Source organism: Leifsonia lichenia, assembly GCF_054780215.1.
The window spans coordinates 372,653-387,559 of sequence record NZ_BAAGWT010000009.1 but is presented as its reverse complement, the minus strand read 5'-3'; the positions used below and the strand labels follow the sequence as shown (position 1 = coordinate 387,559).

The following is a 14,907-nucleotide window of genomic DNA, read 5'->3' as shown; positions in this document are numbered from 1 at the left end:
GGCGTGACCGTATCCGGACGTTTCGTCGCCCTGCTCGCGCTCGGGGCGATCCCTATCGTGCTGTTCGGCGGGGCAGAGGCGGCGTCGTACCTCGCGCTCGGCGCCTGGGTGCTGCTCTGCGTGCTCCTCGGCGTGCTCGACCTCGCGTTCGCCGGGTCGCCTCGCCGTGTCGCGCTGGAGCGCACGCTGCCCGCAAGGGTTCGCCTCGGCACGGAGGCGACCAGCGAACTTCTCGTGACGAACACGGGCCGCAGGGCGATCCGAGGCATGGTGCGGGATGCGTGGGAGCCGTCCGCGGGCATCGACCGGTCGCGCACGCGCGTCTCCATCCCTGCGGGCGAGCGCAGGCGCATCACGGCGACACTGACACCGTGGCGACGGGGAGAGCGCCGAGTGGCCCAGGTGAGCATCCGGTCGTGGGGGCCGCTGCACCTGGTGGCCAGGCAGGCGACGCTCGAAGCGCCTGGGCGAATCCGGGTGCTGCCGCCGTTCACGTCTCGTAAGCACCTGCCGTCCCGGCTGGCGCGGCTGCGCGAGCTCGACGGGACCACCAGCGTGATGCTGCGCGGGCAGGGCACAGAGTTCGACTCGCTGCGGGAGTACGTGCGCGGCGACGACGTGCGCTCCATCGACTGGCGCGCCACCGCACGCCGCCACGACCCGAACAGCGGCCGCGGCGCCCGCGTGATGGTGCGCACCTGGCGGCCGGAGCGGGACAGGCGCGTGGTCATCGTCATCGACACGGCGCGCACCTCTGCCGCGCGGATCGGCGACGAACCGCGCATCGACACGGCGTTCGAGGCCTCCCTGCTGCTCGCCGCGCTGGCGACGAGAGCGGGCGACAGGGTCGACATGCTCGCCTACGACCGCACCGTGCGCGGACGGGTGCAGGGCGCGACGGGTCCGGAGCTGCTGTCCAAGATGGTGGACGCGATGGCAGGCATCGAGCCTGCGCTGATCGAGATGGACTGGTCGGCGGTACCCGCACAGGTGTCCGCGATCACGAGCCAGCGCTCGCTCGTCGTGCTGCTGACCTCCGTGGAGTCGCCCGGCGCATCCCGCGGGCTGCTGTCCGTGCTGCCGCAGCTCACCAAGAAGCACATCGTGGTGGTGGCGTCTGTGACCGACCCTGAGACCCTCGAGGCAGCAGGTCAGCGACGGAACCGCGACGAGGTGTACCGCGCTGCTGCGGCGGAACGCTCGTTGCTGGATGTGAGCCGGGTGACGGCCGGTATCCAGCGGCTGGGGGCGGATGTGGTGACCGGATCGCCCGAAGACCTGCCACCCGCGCTGAGCGACGTTTACCTGGCGCTGAAGGCGGCCGGACGGCTGTAGCGGGACGGCTGTGGCCGGACGGCCGGCGCGTCAGCCCGCCACGACCCGGCGCGAGCCGGACTCGTACTCCGTCAGGTCGCCGGTCTCGCCGAGCCGCACCGCGCGACGGCCGAGCACCAGCATGTATGCGAGGAACGCGGCGAGCGCGAGAGCGCCGATCGCGATCTTCGCCCAGACCGGGAGCGCGGACGGGGTCACGAAACCTTCGATCAGGCCGGAGACGAACAGGGAGATCGCGCATCCCACCGCCACGGTGAACAGTGCGCGGCCGTCCTCGGCGAGCGCCTGGGCGCGGGTGCGGGCGCCCGGTGCGATCCAGGCCCAGAAGATCCGGAGGCCCGCCGCAGCCGCGACGAAGACGCTGGTGAGTTCGAGCATCCCGTGCGGGAGGATGTAGGAGAACATCACGTCACCGCGCCCGTATGCGAACATCACTCCGGCCGCCGTGCCGACGCCGATGGCGTTCTGCAGCAGCACGAACGGCACGTAGACGCCGGTGATGCCGAACGCGATGCACTGCGCCGCGATCCAGGCGTTGTTCGTCCAGACCTGGCCGGAGAACGACGCGGCAGGGTTGTTCGAGTAGTAGTCGATGAACGAGTGGTCGACGTACTGGCGCAACTGCGCATCGGTGCCGAAGTTGCGGAGCACCTCGGGGTTGCCGGTGATCCAGATCGCGTAGAGCGTCGCCACCACGACCGTGGCGACCGCGACAGCGAGCACCACCCACCGGATGCGGTACAGCGCTGCAGGGAGCTGGTACACGAAGAACCGGGGCAGCATCGAGAACACGTTCGCTCCGGCTCCGGTGAACCGGAGGCGCGCGGTGGCGAGCGCGAGGGAGAGCCTGTCGCCGGTGGCCGTCGACCCCGCGATGGTCTTGATCGCCGACAGATCGGATGCGCCGGACTGGTAGAGGTCGATGAGCTCGTCGGCTTCTCTGCCGTCGAGGCGGCGTCGTTTGGCGAGCTGGGCGAGTCTGTCCCAGTCCGCGCTGCGCGCTGCCGTGTATGCGTCGAGATCCATCTGCTTGAATGATAGCCATGACGGCACCCGGCCAGACAGTTTCAGCGCCACCCCCATCCCGGGGCGAGCGCGAACTCGTCACGGGCGAGGCCGTCGCTCTCGACGTCAAACCGGCCAGCTACATCCTGCGCGCCGCAGGCACCGCCATCGACTGGCTGGTGTACATGCTGGTGATGCTCGGCTGCATCCTGCTGCTCATCGCCACCGGAAGCGGGCTGGATGCGGCGGCGGGGAGGGCGCTCCTCATCCTCATCCTGGTGTTCGGGATGGTCGTGCTCCCCACCACGGTCGAACTGGCCACCAGGGGCAAGTCGCTCGGCAAGCTCGCCGTCGGCGCACGGATCGTCCGCGACGACGGCGGCGCGATCGGTTTCCGGCACGCGTTCATCCGGGCGCTCGTCGGCGTGCTGGAGATATTCATGACCATCGGCGGCGTCGCAGCCCTCACAGGGCTCCTCAACGCCCGCTCGAAGCGCCTCGGCGACCTCCTGGCCGGCACGTACAGCCAGTACGAGCGCGCACCGAAGGCGACACCGCTCCCCCTCTACCTCGCACCTCACCTGACCGGCTGGGCGCAGACCGCCGACGTCGCGAAGCTCCCGGACAGGCTGTCGCGTCGCATCGCCCAGTTCGTGCGCCAGGCGCCGCAGCTCACGCAGGCCGCGCGCGCCGGTCTCAGCGCCGAGCTCGCGGCGGAGGCGTCGGCGTATGTCTCCCCGCTGCCTCCCGCGGACGCCGAGACCTTCCTCGTGGCCGTCGCGCTGCTCCGCCGTCAGCGCGACGCCGCTGGGCTCGCCATCGAAGAGGAACGTCTGCAGCGCCTCGAGCCGGTGCTCGACGGACTCCCCCACGCCTTCCCCGACCGCTAGGAGACCAGTGACCGAGTACCGCGCGCACTTCGACGCCACCGTGACGTTCGTCAACGGAGGAAGCCTGCAGACGAACGGGTTCAGGCTCGACCTGCCGGACGCCGCCCTGTCGGAAGAGCAGATCGCCGAGCTGTTCGTGCGGCACCTCGGTCTCGCGCTGGTCGGCGAGGTGAAGCTCGACGGTCTCCGCATCGTGGAGGAGCAGCACAGGGGCAGCAGAGGGATCAGCCCGGAGCAGGCTCGCGTGCCCGTGCCGGACAGACCGCGCATCGTCGACCTGAGCCACCGCATCCGGGCCGGGCTCGTCACATACCCTGGGCTGCCCGCGCCGACCATCACGCCGCACCTGACCCGCGAGGACTCGGTGGCGAAGTATGCGCCCGGGACGCAGTTCGCCATGGACATCATCACGATGATCGGCAACACCGGCACGTATCTCGACAGCCCGTTCCACCGCTACGCGGACGGCGGCGACCTCGCCTCCCTCGACCTCTCGACCCTGGTCGGGCTCCCCGCGGAGGTCTTCCACCTCACCGACCTCGGCGCTCGGGGCATCCCCGCCGCCGTGTTCCACGACCGCGAGCTGGCGGGGGCGGCCGTGCTGCTGCACACCGGCTGGGATGCGCACTTCGGCCTGCCCGAGTACGCGACGGGAGCGCCGTTCCTTACCGAGGCAGGCGCACGGCACCTGGTGGATGCGGGAGTGGCCCTGGTCGGCATCGACTCGCTCAACATCGACGACACCGAGTCCGGCGGGGAGCGACCGGCGCACACGCTGCTGCTGGCCGCCGGCATCCACGTGGTGGAGCACCTGACGAACCTCGGGTCCGTCCCCGCCCGCGGCGCACGTTTCACCGCCGCACCGCCCGCCATCGAGGCGTTCGGCACCTTCCCCGTGCGCGCATACGCCGAGGTCTAAGCAACGAGTGGTCCCGAATTGCCGCGCGCGCCTGGCGCACACGGCAATTCGGGACCACTCGATGGGCGTCAGTCGATAGGCGTCAGTCGTGCAGGATGCGCTGGAACAGCACGTGGTCCTGCCAGCGACCGGCGATCTTGAGGTAGTTGGGCGCGACGCCGATGCGCTCGAACCCCGAGCGGGTCAGCACCGACTGGGAGGCCTGGTTGTGCAGCAGCGTCGCCGCCTGGATGCGGTGCAGGCCGAAGTCGTCGCGCGCCGCCTCGACGATGACGGCGAGCGCCGCGGACGCGAGCCCCTGCTTGGTGTGCGCGCGATCGAGCCAGTAGCCGATCATCGCGCTCTCGAACGCTCCGCGCACGACACTGCTCAGGTCGAATCCGCCGGCGACGGCGTCCCCGTCCAGGATGAGCAGCGGCACGGCCGTGTTGGCCTCGTACAGCGCGAGAAGCTCCGTGGTGCGCTTGAGCTGGCCCTCCGGCGTGAAGAACTCTTCCGTGCGGGTGGGTTCCCACGGCGCAAGGTGTCCGCGGTTGGCGACGTATGCTGCCGCGAGCGCCGGGGCGTCCTCAGGCCTGCGCACGCGCAGGATGAGGCCGCCCGGCAGCTCGCGGTCGGTGAAGGTGAGTGGCATCAGTAGCGGTAGTGGTCGACCTTGTACGGGCCGTCGACGCTCACGCCGATGTACGCGGCCTGCTCCGGGGTGAGCGTGGTCAGCTCGACGCCGAGCGCATCCAGGTGGAGTCGGGCGACCTTCTCGTCGAGGTGCTTCGGCAGCACGTACACGCCGATCGGGTAGTTCTCGGTCGAGACGTACAGCTCGAGCTGCGCGAGCACCTGGTTGGTGAACGAGTTGCTCATCACGAAGCTCGGGTGGCCGGTGGCGTTCCCGAGGTTCATCAGGCGGCCCTCGGAGAGCACCAGCACGCTGCGCCCGCTCGGCAGGCGCCACTCGTGCACCTGCGGCTTGATCTCGACCTTCTCTGCGCCTTCCAGCGCTTCGAGGCCGGCCATGTCGATCTCGTTGTCGAAGTGGCCGACGTTGGCGACGATGGCCTGGTGCTTCATGGCCAGGATGTGGTCGAGGGTGATCACGTTCAGGTTGCCCGTGCCGGAGATGAAGATGTCGACCTGGTCGACGACAGACTCGATGCGGGCCACCTGGTAGCCGTCCATCGCCGCCTGCAGCGCGTTGATCGGGTCGACCTCGCTGACGATCACGCGGGCGCCCTGGCCACGGAGCGCTTCCGCCGCGCCCTTGCCGACATCGCCGTAGCCGGCCACGAACGCGACCTTGCCGCCGATGAGCACGTCGGTGGCGCGGTTGAGGCCGTCTGGCAGGGAGTGGCGGATGCCGTACTTGTTGTCGAACTTGCTCTTGGTCACCGAGTCGTTGACGTTGATGGCCGGGAAGAGGAGCTGGCCGTCGCGGGCGAGCTCGTAGAGGCGGTGGACACCGGTGGTGGTCTCCTCCGTCACGCCGAGGATGTCCGCGGCCACCCGCGTCCAGCGGTCGGCCGACTCTGCGATGGATGCGCGGAGAGCTGCCAGGATCACCCGGTACTCGTGGCTGTCGCCTGCCGCGTCGTCGGGAACCGCGCCGGCGAGCTCGAACTCGCGGCCCTTGTGCACCAGGAGCGTCGCGTCTCCGCCGTCGTCGAGGATGAGGTTGGGGCCGATCCAGTCCACACCCTGCTTCTCTGCCTCCGCCGTCCAGTCGAAGATCTGCTGGGTGCACCACCAGTACTCCTCCAGCGTCTCGCCCTTCCAGGCGAACACGGGGACCCCGGCCGGTGCATCCACCGTGCCGTTCGGGCCGACCGCGATGGCGGCGGCCGCATCGTCCTGGGTGGAGAAGATGTTGCAGCTCGCCCAGCGCACCTGTGCGCCGAGCGCGACGAGCGTCTCGATCAGTACGGCGGTCTGCACGGTCATGTGCAGCGAACCGGCGATGCGGGCGCCGGCAAGGGGCTTCGATGCCCCGAACTCCTCGCGGAGCGACATGAGACCGGGCATTTCGTTCTCTGCCAGACGGATCTGGTGGCGCCCTGCCTCCGCGAGGGAGAGGTCGGCGACCTTGAACGGAAGAGTGGAGGTGGATTCAGCGACGGTGGTTGTGGCCATTGCCCCATTGTCGCATCCAGTGCCCGACTCGCACAGCCGTGTGACGTGCGCGTGCCCCTGGCGGCGTGCCGTCAGGCGCGGATGAGCGCCAGCACCTCGTCGCGGATGCGCTCCATCGTCGGGAGGTCCGCCGCCTCGACGTTGAGCCGCAGCAGAGGTTCGGTGTTCGACGGGCGGACGGAGAACCACCAGAACGGCTCGTCTCCCCCGACGAAGCCGGTGACGGTCAGGCCGTCGAACTCGTCGAACTCCGCGCGACCGGTGAACTCCTCCACGATGCGCGTGAACGCGGCGGGGATGTCGTCGACGGTCGAGTTGATCTCACCGGACATCGGATACGGAGTGAACCGGGCGGACAGCGCGGAAAGCGGCTCGTCCTGGGCGCCGAACTCGGCGAGCAGGTGCATGGCGGCGAGCATCCCGTTGTCCGCGCTCCAGAAGTCGCGGAAGTAGTAGTGCGCAGAGTGCTCGCCGCCGAAGATCGCGCCGGACTCGCGCATCGCGTCCTTGATCAGGGTGTGGCCGACGCGCGTGCGGAGCGGGGTCGCGCCAGCCGCCTCGATGGTCTCGGGGACGATGTTGGACGTGATCAGGTTGTGGATGACCGTGATGTCGGCATCCGGGTCCTCTCGGCGCGCCCGTGCGATCTCGCGCAGCGCGACGATCGCCGCGACGGCGGACGGGGTGACAGCGTCGCCGTTCTCGTCCACGACGAAGCAGCGGTCGGCGTCGCCGTCGAAGGCGAGCCCGAGGTCGGCGCCGTGCTCGACCACCGCGCGCTGCAGGTCGACCAGGTTCTTCGGGTCGAGCGGGTTGGCCTCGTGGTTGGGGAAGGAGCCGTCCAGCTCGAAGTACATCGGGATGATCGTGAGCGGAAGCGCGGGAAGACCCGCTGCCTCGCCGAGCACCGCTGGGACGGTCAGCCCGCCCATGCCGTTGCCGGCGTCCACCACCACGGTGATCGGCCGGATGCCGGACAGGTCGACCAGGGAACGCAGGTACGCGGCGTAGTCGGCGATGACGTCCTGCTCGCGGAAGCCGCCCGGCTCCTCGACCGGGTCGACGCCGTCGTGCAGGTACACGGCGGCGCGGTCCCGCACGCCTGCGAGCCCGGTGTTCATGCTGAGACCCTGCGCTCCGGCGCGGGAGAGCTTGATGCCGTTGTATGTGGCGGGGTTGTGACTGGCGGTGAACATGGCCGCATCGGCAGCCAGGGCACCGGATGCGTAGTACGACTCGTCCGTGGAGCACAGGCCGATCGACACCACGTTCGCGCCCCTGGCCTGCGCGCCGCGGGCGAACGCCGCGGCGAACGCCGGAGAGGAGTCGCGCATGTCGTGACCGACGATGACGTCTTTGCCTGCCGCGCCGACCTCGTCGACGAAACCGGCCGCGATGGCGGTGACGACCTCTTCCGTCAGATCCTTGCCGACAAGACCACGGATGTCGTAGGCCTTGACGACGGCGTCGAGGGCGGACTTCCTGGGGACGTCACTGTTGCTGGTCACGCCCCATAACCTACTTCACCGAACACCTCGTGCCGCACAACCTGCCAGCCCTGCGGCGCGGACAGTCGCTCGGCGTGGATGGCGCACAGATCGTAGGAGTGCGGCTCGTGGCTCAGGCTCAGCGGCCCGAGCACGGCCATCGAGTCGGCGTACACGTATGTGAGGGTGGCCACGGCATCGCGTGGACACGCCACGCGGGAACATGGTCGGCTCAACATCGGGCTCAGAATACCCGAGCCGGGGCGTCGTAGGATGGCGACATGCCCCGCAACCGCCGCTCAAGCAGCCAGCCGCCTGCCACCTCACGGTGGCGCAGCAGGCACGGGCGAGGAGCGCGGGGACCGGTGACAGGCCCGCACCTGCCGATGCTCAACAACCGCATCGACTTCTTCGACATGACCGTCGCATCCACCGCGGACTACCTCAAAGGCGTCTGGCCGAACGAACTGGCCGATGTGCACTTCGAGGTGGCGGCGACCCCGATCGGCAACACGGGAAGCGACGGCGTCGACCGGTGGCACGTCGACCACGCCCAGCGCCGCATCGTCCTCTACCGCGTCCCCATCCAGCGCCTCACGAAGCTGCACCGCAACGACGACCTGCACCGCAGGATGTACGTGGAGGGATGCGTGTTCCGGGCGGTCGCCGAGCTGCTGGGGAAGGACCCCTGGGATCTGGCGCCGGATCGCTACCGGCACTTCTGACGGCCGCGTGCGAGAGCACTCCCGCGAGCCGTGCTAGCGCGGGTAGACCTCGATCGGCGCAGCCAGCGGGCCAGGCGGGTTGAGCGCGAACGAGCTGGCGAGACCGTCCGCGGCGAAGCTGACGCTCACGTAGAGGCCGTCACCGCCCGTGACGGTGTACATCCCCGCTCCCACCTTGACGTTCGCAGCGCCCTCGGCGGGAATGGTCAGCGTGGCCGGTGTGCCCGTTCGACCCTCGATGGTGATCTTCTGGTCTGTAGCGCCCGGATTGGCGAAGTGCATCATCGGGGTCGGAGCGGCCGGCACGGCGGCGAGGAAGGTGTCTCCCATCGGCTGCGACGATGCGAAGCAGGTGAAGTCCTGCGACTTTGCCCCCGCCACCGACGTGCGCGCCGCGGCGACCACGGGCACGGAGGAGCGCACGGTCACGGTGTAGTTGCCGTCTTTCAGGTGGTCGAGCGGGATCTCGGCGACCACGCCCGCCTTCACCGTCTGCGCGTACGAGTTGCCGACAGCGGTGCCGTTCTCGCCGACGGCGCCCACCGTGATGTCCGCATCCTGATCGCCCGGCACGAAGACGCGCACGGCGGGGAGGTCGGTGCCGTAGCCCTCGCCGGACTGCGTGCCCTCGATGGTCGTGAGGTTCGCGATGGTCATTCCGGAGATCACCTGGACGCGTGAGGGCGACCCCGTCGCGCCGGACAGTTCGACGCCGCGCGGGTCGATGCCCTGCTCGAAGCTCTGCTGCAGCGAGGCGAGCACCTGTCCGCCCGTGCTCTGCACGTGCACGACGGGCGCGGCGACCGAGGGTGCGAGACCGGCGAGCGGGATCACCTTCTGCGCCCCGGCGGGGACGACGATGCCCGCGGCTCCCGGTGCATCCACGGGGCCGGTCTCAGCGAAGATCGTGAGGTTCACGGTCGCCTGCACAGATGTCGGGTTGGAGAGCATGACCAGGCTGGTCTGCCCGAGCGACGTCGAACCGGCGACGAGCCAACTGTCGGCGCTCGCCTCGCCGCACGCGGACGCCGCGAGACCGGCGAGGTCGTCTGCTGCGGCGTTCTGGGACTGGGCTCCCGCGAGGAGCGGCGGCGTGCTCGCGCCCTGCGGCGTGGTGACGGTGAGGGTCTGCGGAGCCTCGGAGCGGCTTCCGCCGTCGGAGTCGGCCTTCAGCGACCTGGTCTCGATGCTCCCGCTGTCCGCGCCGTAAGTGGAGCTGGCCGCGCCGAACGGGGATGCGGTGGTCGCCGCTCCCGCATCGGCCGCGAGAGCCAGCAGCGGGCCGGGGCAGACGCGCTGCTGGTCCGCGGGTACGGGCTTCACCGTTGAGACGGGCGCGGAGATCTGGAACGACGGAAGCGGCAGCAGGGATGCGCCCGCGATGGCGATGCCGGCGACGCCCAGGCCGATGACTCCGCTGACGACCCGGATGCTCACCCTGGCGATTCCTCGCTTGTCAGCCACGGTCGCCTCCTTCCGTTCCGCGACGCGGGCGGATGATCGTCTCCTCGAGGCCTTCCTCGAGCGTGGTGGGGGTGGTGGGCGTCGTGACGAGCTCGTCGTCGGTGGCTGCGGGCGTCGGGTCTGGCTCGGGCTCGGGCACTGGCTCCGGCTCGGGTACCGGTTCCGGCTCCGCCTCTGGTTCCGGCTTCGCCTCTGGTTCCGACTCCGCCTCAGGTTCGGGCTGGGGGCCGGGCTCTGGCTGCGCATCGTGCTCCGGCTCCGCCTCCTCCGCCGACTCAACGGCGGCCTCGTCGTCCGGCTCAGCCTCGTACTCGGACAGCGTCTCGTCCGCGACGGCCTCCTCGCCGTCCTTCGGCGCCTCCGGCTCGTCGTCCGGCGTCACGACGCCGTCGTCCTCGTCGCCGTGGCGGCGCTTCGGGCGGCGCGCGTTCAGCTCGGCGACGCGGTCGGCCGAGCGCGTGGTCGGGATGGCCATCAGCAGGGTGATGCCGATCACGATTCCCTGCACCAGCAGCACGATCAGCCGCCAGACGCCCCCGGCGTCCGCGGGGACGAGCGCGGCCTTCGGCTCAGCGGACGTGCCGCGGTCGAACGCCCAGAGCTGGCCGCTCACCGTCGCTCCGACCGGCGCGAGCAACGGGTTCGCATCCAGAGCGGTGGATGCGCGCGTCCCGCTCACCTTCGCCGGCTCGCTGACCGACGCAGGCTCGCCCGACGTCGCGTCGAGTCCCTTCGCTGCCGGCGCGAGCAGCACGAAGTCGATGCCGAGGCGCTTCATCGTGGCCGACCCGTCATAGCCGCTCTGCGACGACAGGTTGCCCGCGAGCGTCGCCAGTTCCTTCTGGCCGGAGCTGAGCGTGCGCTCCGTCGAGCTCAGCGTGGTCTGCACATCCAGGGTCTGGCCTGCTCCGCGGACGAGCTCGGCCGCGATGCCGCCGTCCGGCTGCGGCGTGATTCTCAGGGTTCCCGTGCGCGGCTGGGTCGCAGCCTTGGCCGTGACGACCGCTGGCATCGTGCGCCCGTCGCTCGCGACGACCTGTGACTGCCCGTCGTGCAGGGCGATGGCCGATGGCACCGCCGCGATCGCGAGAGTGAGGATCGCAACCCAGGCGGGATACACGGCGGCGCGACCGATCGCGGACAGCGCGAGCACAGCCGCGCCGATCAGGCCGAGCCAGTAGAGGCTGACCGCGGTTCCCGGCCAGATCGGAACGACGGTCGAGCCGGCGACGGAGACCTGCACGTGCAGGGCCGTGACGGCGGTGAGGAAGCCGACCAGCGCGACGACCAGCGCGACGATCGCCCTGCTCGACCCCTTCAGGAACAGGGCGAGGATGGCGAGCACGCCGAGCGGGGCGAGCAGGATGGGGACGATGATGTTCGGCGCGGCTTCCGCGATCGGGAAGCCGAGCACGGACCCGAGGGCGTGCCAGCCGCCGAGCGTGCCGTCTGGGAAGCCGAGGGCGAGCTGCCAGGCCGGCGTCTGACGCGCATCCAGTGTCACACCGGGGTCGGCGAAGATCGACAGCCAGGCGCCGCGGCTGGCCTGCTGCCACACCAGCGGCGCGAACAGCACGACCGCGGGCAGTGGGATGAACGCGATGCGCGCCGCGCGACGGCCGCTGAACGCGATGGCCGCGATCCAGGCCACCAGCAGCGCCGGGATCAGCACGGGCGCGCACGCCGCCGTCGCTGCAGCGAGCAGAGCGGTGACCGCGCTGGCCGCCCAGGAGCGGCGCGCGGCGAGACCGGCGAAGAACAGCCACGGAAGCAGGACGTGCGCGAGCACTGCGGCCGGTCGGCCGCCCTGGAGCGCGACGAGCAGCGTGGGAGCGAGCGCGTATGCGAGACCGGCGAAGACCCGCAGCGTCGTCTTCGCGGTGAGACGTGCGGCGGCGAGCCAGGCGCCGAGGGCGGCGAGCGGGATCGCGAGGAAGTACAGCCCGACCATCGCGACCGACGGCTGCCAGAACGTCAGCGTGCCGAGCACCGCCAGCACGGCGGAGAACGGGTCGGCTGCGCCGGTGAAGCCGAGGCCGACATCCCGCCAGCCGTAGCCGAGGTTCGCCCAGAGCTGCCCGACAGACGAGGTCAGCGGAAGCAGCCCTCCCCCGGTCAGTGCGCTGCTGCCGAACAGCGGGAAGAAGAGCGCGACGCCGACGACGAGCGCGGCGAGGACCGTCCAGCCGCCGCCCGTTCCGAAGAAGTCGAGCTCTTGGCGCTCGCCCTGCTGGCCGACCAGAGCCGCCTCGCGCTTGAGCGCGCGCGCACGACGCACCTCGTCGAACGGGATGCGCAGGGGCGCGACGGCGGCCCAGCCGACCGTCTTGTTCGTGGCGAGCGTGCGACGCGCGCTGCCCACCTTCATTCCGGAGAACGCGACGCGGAACGCGGCCGCGAGTTCGCCGCCGACCGAGCCGGGCTCCTTGCGCAGGATGCGTCCGATGGAGCGGAGGATCGCGAGCGGCACGAGGCTGAGCCAGTGGAACGGGACGGCGGCCGCCGGCGCGTAGACCATCCGGCGATGGAGCTGCGCCGCGCGACGCTCCTTGGTGAGGCGGCGGCGCACCGTCCACTTGCGCGAGAGGTTGGGGCCTGCGACTCCGTCGCCGGCGATCGCCACCCTGGCCTGCGCCACGAGCGAGACCCGGTATCCGGCGAGGCGCACTCTGGTGCAGAAGTCGAGGCCGTCGTCGGCGGTCGGGAGGCCGGGATCGAACCCGCCGAGCGCATCCCACACCGTCTGGCGCACGATCATCCCGGCCGACGAGACGCCGAGCACGTCGCTGAGGCCGTCGTGCTGAGCCTGGTCCATCTCGTTCTCGACGAGGGGCACCGCTGCGCCGAGTGGCGTCATCGCCACACCGAACTCGCGGATGAACGAAGCGTCGTCCCAGTCGACCAGTTTGGGACCGGCGACGGCGACGGACGGAGAGACTTCGACGGCGCCGAGAAGCGCCTCGAGCGCGCCTGGCTCCGGTGCGGTGTCCTGGGCGAGCAGCCACAGCCACTCGTGGTCGGACGACGGAGGAGCCGTGACGCGCACGCCGGTGGCGACGGCGGCGCCGAACGGGAGCTTCTCCTGCACGGAGAGCAACTGGGTCGGGCGGAAGTCGGCGAGCAGCTTCGCGGCGTCGTCGGTCGACGCACAGTCGACGGCGATCACGGCGTCCGGCTGTCTCGTCTGGGCCGCGATGGCGTCGAGAGTGCGCTGAAGGTGGGGACCGCCACTCTGGGCGACGACGATGGCAGTGACTCTCGGATACATCGGGAGTCAGCCTAGGTTGGCGCCGCGTCGATCCGTGGAGCCAGATCGGGCGCGGCGCGAATTCACGATCGGCCCTGGGAGTCGGGTGAGTTCGAACTGATCGCGGGCAGAAGAAAGGGTCAGAACGGTGTCAGAGCAGGGGTGGAACGACGTCAGCTCGCGCGCTTGCGGAGCTTGCGACGCTCGCGCTCGGAGAGGCCGCCCCAGATGCCGAAACGCTCGTCGTTGGCGAGCGCGTATTCGAGGCACTGCGTGCGCACCTCGCACGAGGTGCAGATCCGCTTGGCGTCGCGGGTCGACCCGCCCTTTTCCGGGAAGAAGGCTTCCGGGTCGGTCTGTGCGCACAGCGAGTCGGACTGCCAGGCGAGCGGATTGTCGTCGTCGACATTCGGCCGGACACCCGGAACCCCCAGTTTGACCGGATCGATGAACCAGTCGTCGGGTACTCCAGAGCGATATTCAGGAACTGTCATATCGGACTCCCACCCATTAACTGCTAAGCACGCAAGACAACGTGTTGGAATAATTACACCGTTGTCATTCGCCTGAGTCAAGTCGCAAATCGTAAAGCCTTAAGTCCAGGTCGAGACTTCGCGACGCGCCGACGGTCGGCAACAATCCCGACACGCCGGGCCGTTCTACCCCCGTTTTGCGGCTGCGGGACCCGTCAGGAGGCTGCCTGACGCGCCTCCCAGGCGCTCCGAACCATCTCGTCCAGGGTGTGGCGCATCGTCCAGTCCAGATCCCGGGCGGCGAGTTCACCGGATGCGACGATCCTCGCAGGATCTCCGGCGCGCCGCGGCCCCACTTCTGGGGTGAAGCCGATGCCGGTCACGCTCGCGACGGTCGCCATGATCTCGCCGACGGAGACGCCGTCGCCGCTGCCCAGGTTGTAGACGGGCTCGATACTCGCTCCCGCATCCAGTCGCTTCGCCGCGGCGACGTGCGAGACCGCCAGATCGGCGACGTGGATGTAGTCGCGCACGCAGGTGCCGTCCGGCGTCGGGTAGTCGGTGCCGTTGATGCGCGGAGTGCGGCCGTCGACCAGCGCATCGAACACCAGCGGGAACAGGTTGTGCGGGCTGGTGTCGCGCAGCGAAGGGTCGCCGGAGCCGACGACGTTGAAGTAGCGCAGGCTGGTGTGGCGGAGGCCGGCGGCCACGCCCTGGTCGCGCAGCAGCCACTCGCCGATCAGCTTCGACTCGCCGTACGGCGACTCCGGGCTCTTCGGGGTCTCCTCGGTGACGAGGTCCGTGTCCGGAGTGCCGTAGACGGCGGCGGAGGAGGAGAACACCATCGCATCCACCCCGGCCTCCTGCATCGCGGCCAGCAGCACGGCCGTGGCCGTCACGTTCTGCTCGTAGGTGTGCAGCGGGCGCTGCACGGAGACGCCCGCGTATTTGAAGCCGGCGACGTGCACGACGCCGGAGACGCTGTTCTCGGAGAACACCCGCTCGAGGAGCGCGCCGTCGAGGATGGTCCCCCGGTAGAACGGGACCTCGGCAGGCACGAACTCCTCATGCCCGCTCGACAGGTCGTCGACCACGACGACGTCGATGCCCTCCGAACGGAACGCCCGCACGATGTGCGAGCCGATGTACCCAGCTCCTCCGGTCACCAACCACGCCACGCGGTCCTCCTCTTTCGCTCGACTGCGGAAGGCCCAGCCTAGCGGCCCGGCAAAAGCAAT

General features: G+C 70.0%; 13 protein-coding genes. 4 read left to right on the top strand and 9 right to left on the bottom strand.

Features of this window, described 5'->3' with window-relative positions:
• Window positions 1-3 precede the first annotated feature (3 nt).
• A complete protein-coding gene (locus tag ACYVGI_RS16810) occupies window positions 4-1,335 on the top strand; it encodes a DUF58 domain-containing protein (RefSeq protein ID WP_460633733.1) in 1,332 nt (443 codons plus the stop codon).
• A gap of 30 nt (window positions 1,336-1,365) precedes the next feature.
• Here ACYVGI_RS16810 and ACYVGI_RS16805 read toward each other — a convergent pair whose 3' ends face one another.
• Window positions 1,366-2,361, bottom strand: coding sequence for a stage II sporulation protein M (locus tag ACYVGI_RS16805; protein ID WP_460633732.1), 996 nt, complete (start codon window positions 2,359-2,361; stop codon window positions 1,366-1,368).
• Window positions 2,362-2,378: 17 nt separating this feature from the next.
• Between ACYVGI_RS16805 and ACYVGI_RS16800 the strand changes: the two genes are divergently transcribed.
• On the top strand, window positions 2,379-3,230 hold the full coding sequence (locus ACYVGI_RS16800) for an RDD family protein (RefSeq protein WP_460633731.1): 852 nt from the start codon (window positions 2,379-2,381) through the stop codon (window positions 3,228-3,230).
• Between the two features lie 7 nt (window positions 3,231-3,237).
• Complete coding sequence (locus ACYVGI_RS16795; RefSeq protein ID WP_460633730.1) at window positions 3,238-4,149, top strand: cyclase family protein; 912 nt, start codon at window positions 3,238-3,240, stop codon at window positions 4,147-4,149.
• 82 nt (window positions 4,150-4,231) lie between these two features.
• Here ACYVGI_RS16795 and ACYVGI_RS16790 read toward each other — a convergent pair whose 3' ends face one another.
• From ACYVGI_RS16790 to ACYVGI_RS16775, 4 genes are all read right to left on the bottom strand, one after another.
• Window positions 4,232-4,783, bottom strand: a complete 552-nt coding sequence (locus ACYVGI_RS16790; RefSeq protein ID WP_460633729.1) for a GNAT family N-acetyltransferase — start codon at window positions 4,781-4,783, stop codon at window positions 4,232-4,234.
• Entirely contained in the window at window positions 4,783-6,273 is a 1,491-nt protein-coding gene (ahcY, locus tag ACYVGI_RS16785) for an adenosylhomocysteinase (protein ID WP_460633728.1), read from the bottom strand. Before ahcY ends, ACYVGI_RS16790 begins: the two co-directional genes overlap by 1 nt.
• Window positions 6,274-6,344: 71 nt before the next feature.
• A complete protein-coding gene (locus ACYVGI_RS16780; protein WP_460633727.1) occupies window positions 6,345-7,781 on the bottom strand; it encodes a phosphomannomutase/phosphoglucomutase in 1,437 nt (478 codons plus the stop codon).
• The gene (locus tag ACYVGI_RS16775) at window positions 7,778-7,999 is read right to left on the bottom strand and encodes a DUF3499 family protein (RefSeq protein WP_460633726.1); all 222 of its coding nucleotides are present in this window, start codon (window positions 7,997-7,999) and stop codon (window positions 7,778-7,780) included. Before ACYVGI_RS16775 ends, ACYVGI_RS16780 begins: the two co-directional genes overlap by 4 nt.
• Window positions 8,000-8,041: 42 nt before the next feature.
• On the opposite strand from ACYVGI_RS16775, the gene ACYVGI_RS16770 reads away from it, so the two are divergent.
• On the top strand, window positions 8,042-8,485 hold the full coding sequence (locus ACYVGI_RS16770; RefSeq protein WP_460633725.1) for a metallopeptidase family protein: 444 nt from the start codon (window positions 8,042-8,044) through the stop codon (window positions 8,483-8,485).
• A gap of 33 nt (window positions 8,486-8,518) precedes the next feature.
• Here ACYVGI_RS16770 and ACYVGI_RS16765 read toward each other — a convergent pair whose 3' ends face one another.
• From ACYVGI_RS16765 to galE, 4 genes are all read right to left on the bottom strand, one after another.
• Window positions 8,519-9,949, bottom strand: coding sequence for a DUF5719 family protein (locus tag ACYVGI_RS16765; RefSeq protein WP_460633724.1), 1,431 nt, complete (start codon window positions 9,947-9,949; stop codon window positions 8,519-8,521).
• On the bottom strand, window positions 9,942-13,217 hold the full coding sequence (locus ACYVGI_RS16760; RefSeq protein WP_460633723.1) for a glycosyltransferase family 2 protein: 3,276 nt from the start codon (window positions 13,215-13,217) through the stop codon (window positions 9,942-9,944). Before ACYVGI_RS16760 ends, ACYVGI_RS16765 begins: the two co-directional genes overlap by 8 nt.
• Window positions 13,218-13,369: 152 nt before the next feature.
• Window positions 13,370-13,690 (bottom strand): WhiB family transcriptional regulator, encoded by a 321-nt coding sequence (locus ACYVGI_RS16755; RefSeq protein ID WP_082581223.1) that lies wholly within the window; start codon window positions 13,688-13,690, stop codon window positions 13,370-13,372.
• Window positions 13,691-13,884: 194 nt separating this feature from the next.
• Window positions 13,885-14,847, bottom strand: a complete 963-nt coding sequence (gene galE, locus ACYVGI_RS16750; RefSeq protein ID WP_460633722.1) for a UDP-glucose 4-epimerase GalE — start codon at window positions 14,845-14,847, stop codon at window positions 13,885-13,887.
• Between the last annotated feature and the right edge of the window lie 60 nt (window positions 14,848-14,907).

Coding starts and splice junctions, on each gene's coding strand:
- ahcY (WP_460633728.1), bottom strand. CDS start 6,273: ATGGCCACAACCACCGTCGCTGAATCCACCTCCACTCTTCCGTTCAAG.
- ACYVGI_RS16755 (WP_082581223.1), bottom strand. CDS start 13,690: ATGACAGTTCCTGAATATCGCTCTGGAGTACCCGACGACTGGTTCATC.
- ACYVGI_RS16805 (WP_460633732.1), bottom strand. CDS start 2,361: ATGGATCTCGACGCATACACGGCAGCGCGCAGCGCGGACTGGGACAGA.
- ACYVGI_RS16790 (WP_460633729.1), bottom strand. CDS start 4,783: ATGCCACTCACCTTCACCGACCGCGAGCTGCCGGGCGGCCTCATCCTG.
- ACYVGI_RS16775 (WP_460633726.1), bottom strand. CDS start 7,999: ATGTTGAGCCGACCATGTTCCCGCGTGGCGTGTCCACGCGATGCCGTG.
- ACYVGI_RS16760 (WP_460633723.1), bottom strand. CDS start 13,217: ATGTATCCGAGAGTCACTGCCATCGTCGTCGCCCAGAGTGGCGGTCCC.
- ACYVGI_RS16800 (WP_460633731.1), top strand. CDS start 2,379: ATGACGGCACCCGGCCAGACAGTTTCAGCGCCACCCCCATCCCGGGGC.
- ACYVGI_RS16770 (WP_460633725.1), top strand. CDS start 8,042: ATGCCCCGCAACCGCCGCTCAAGCAGCCAGCCGCCTGCCACCTCACGG.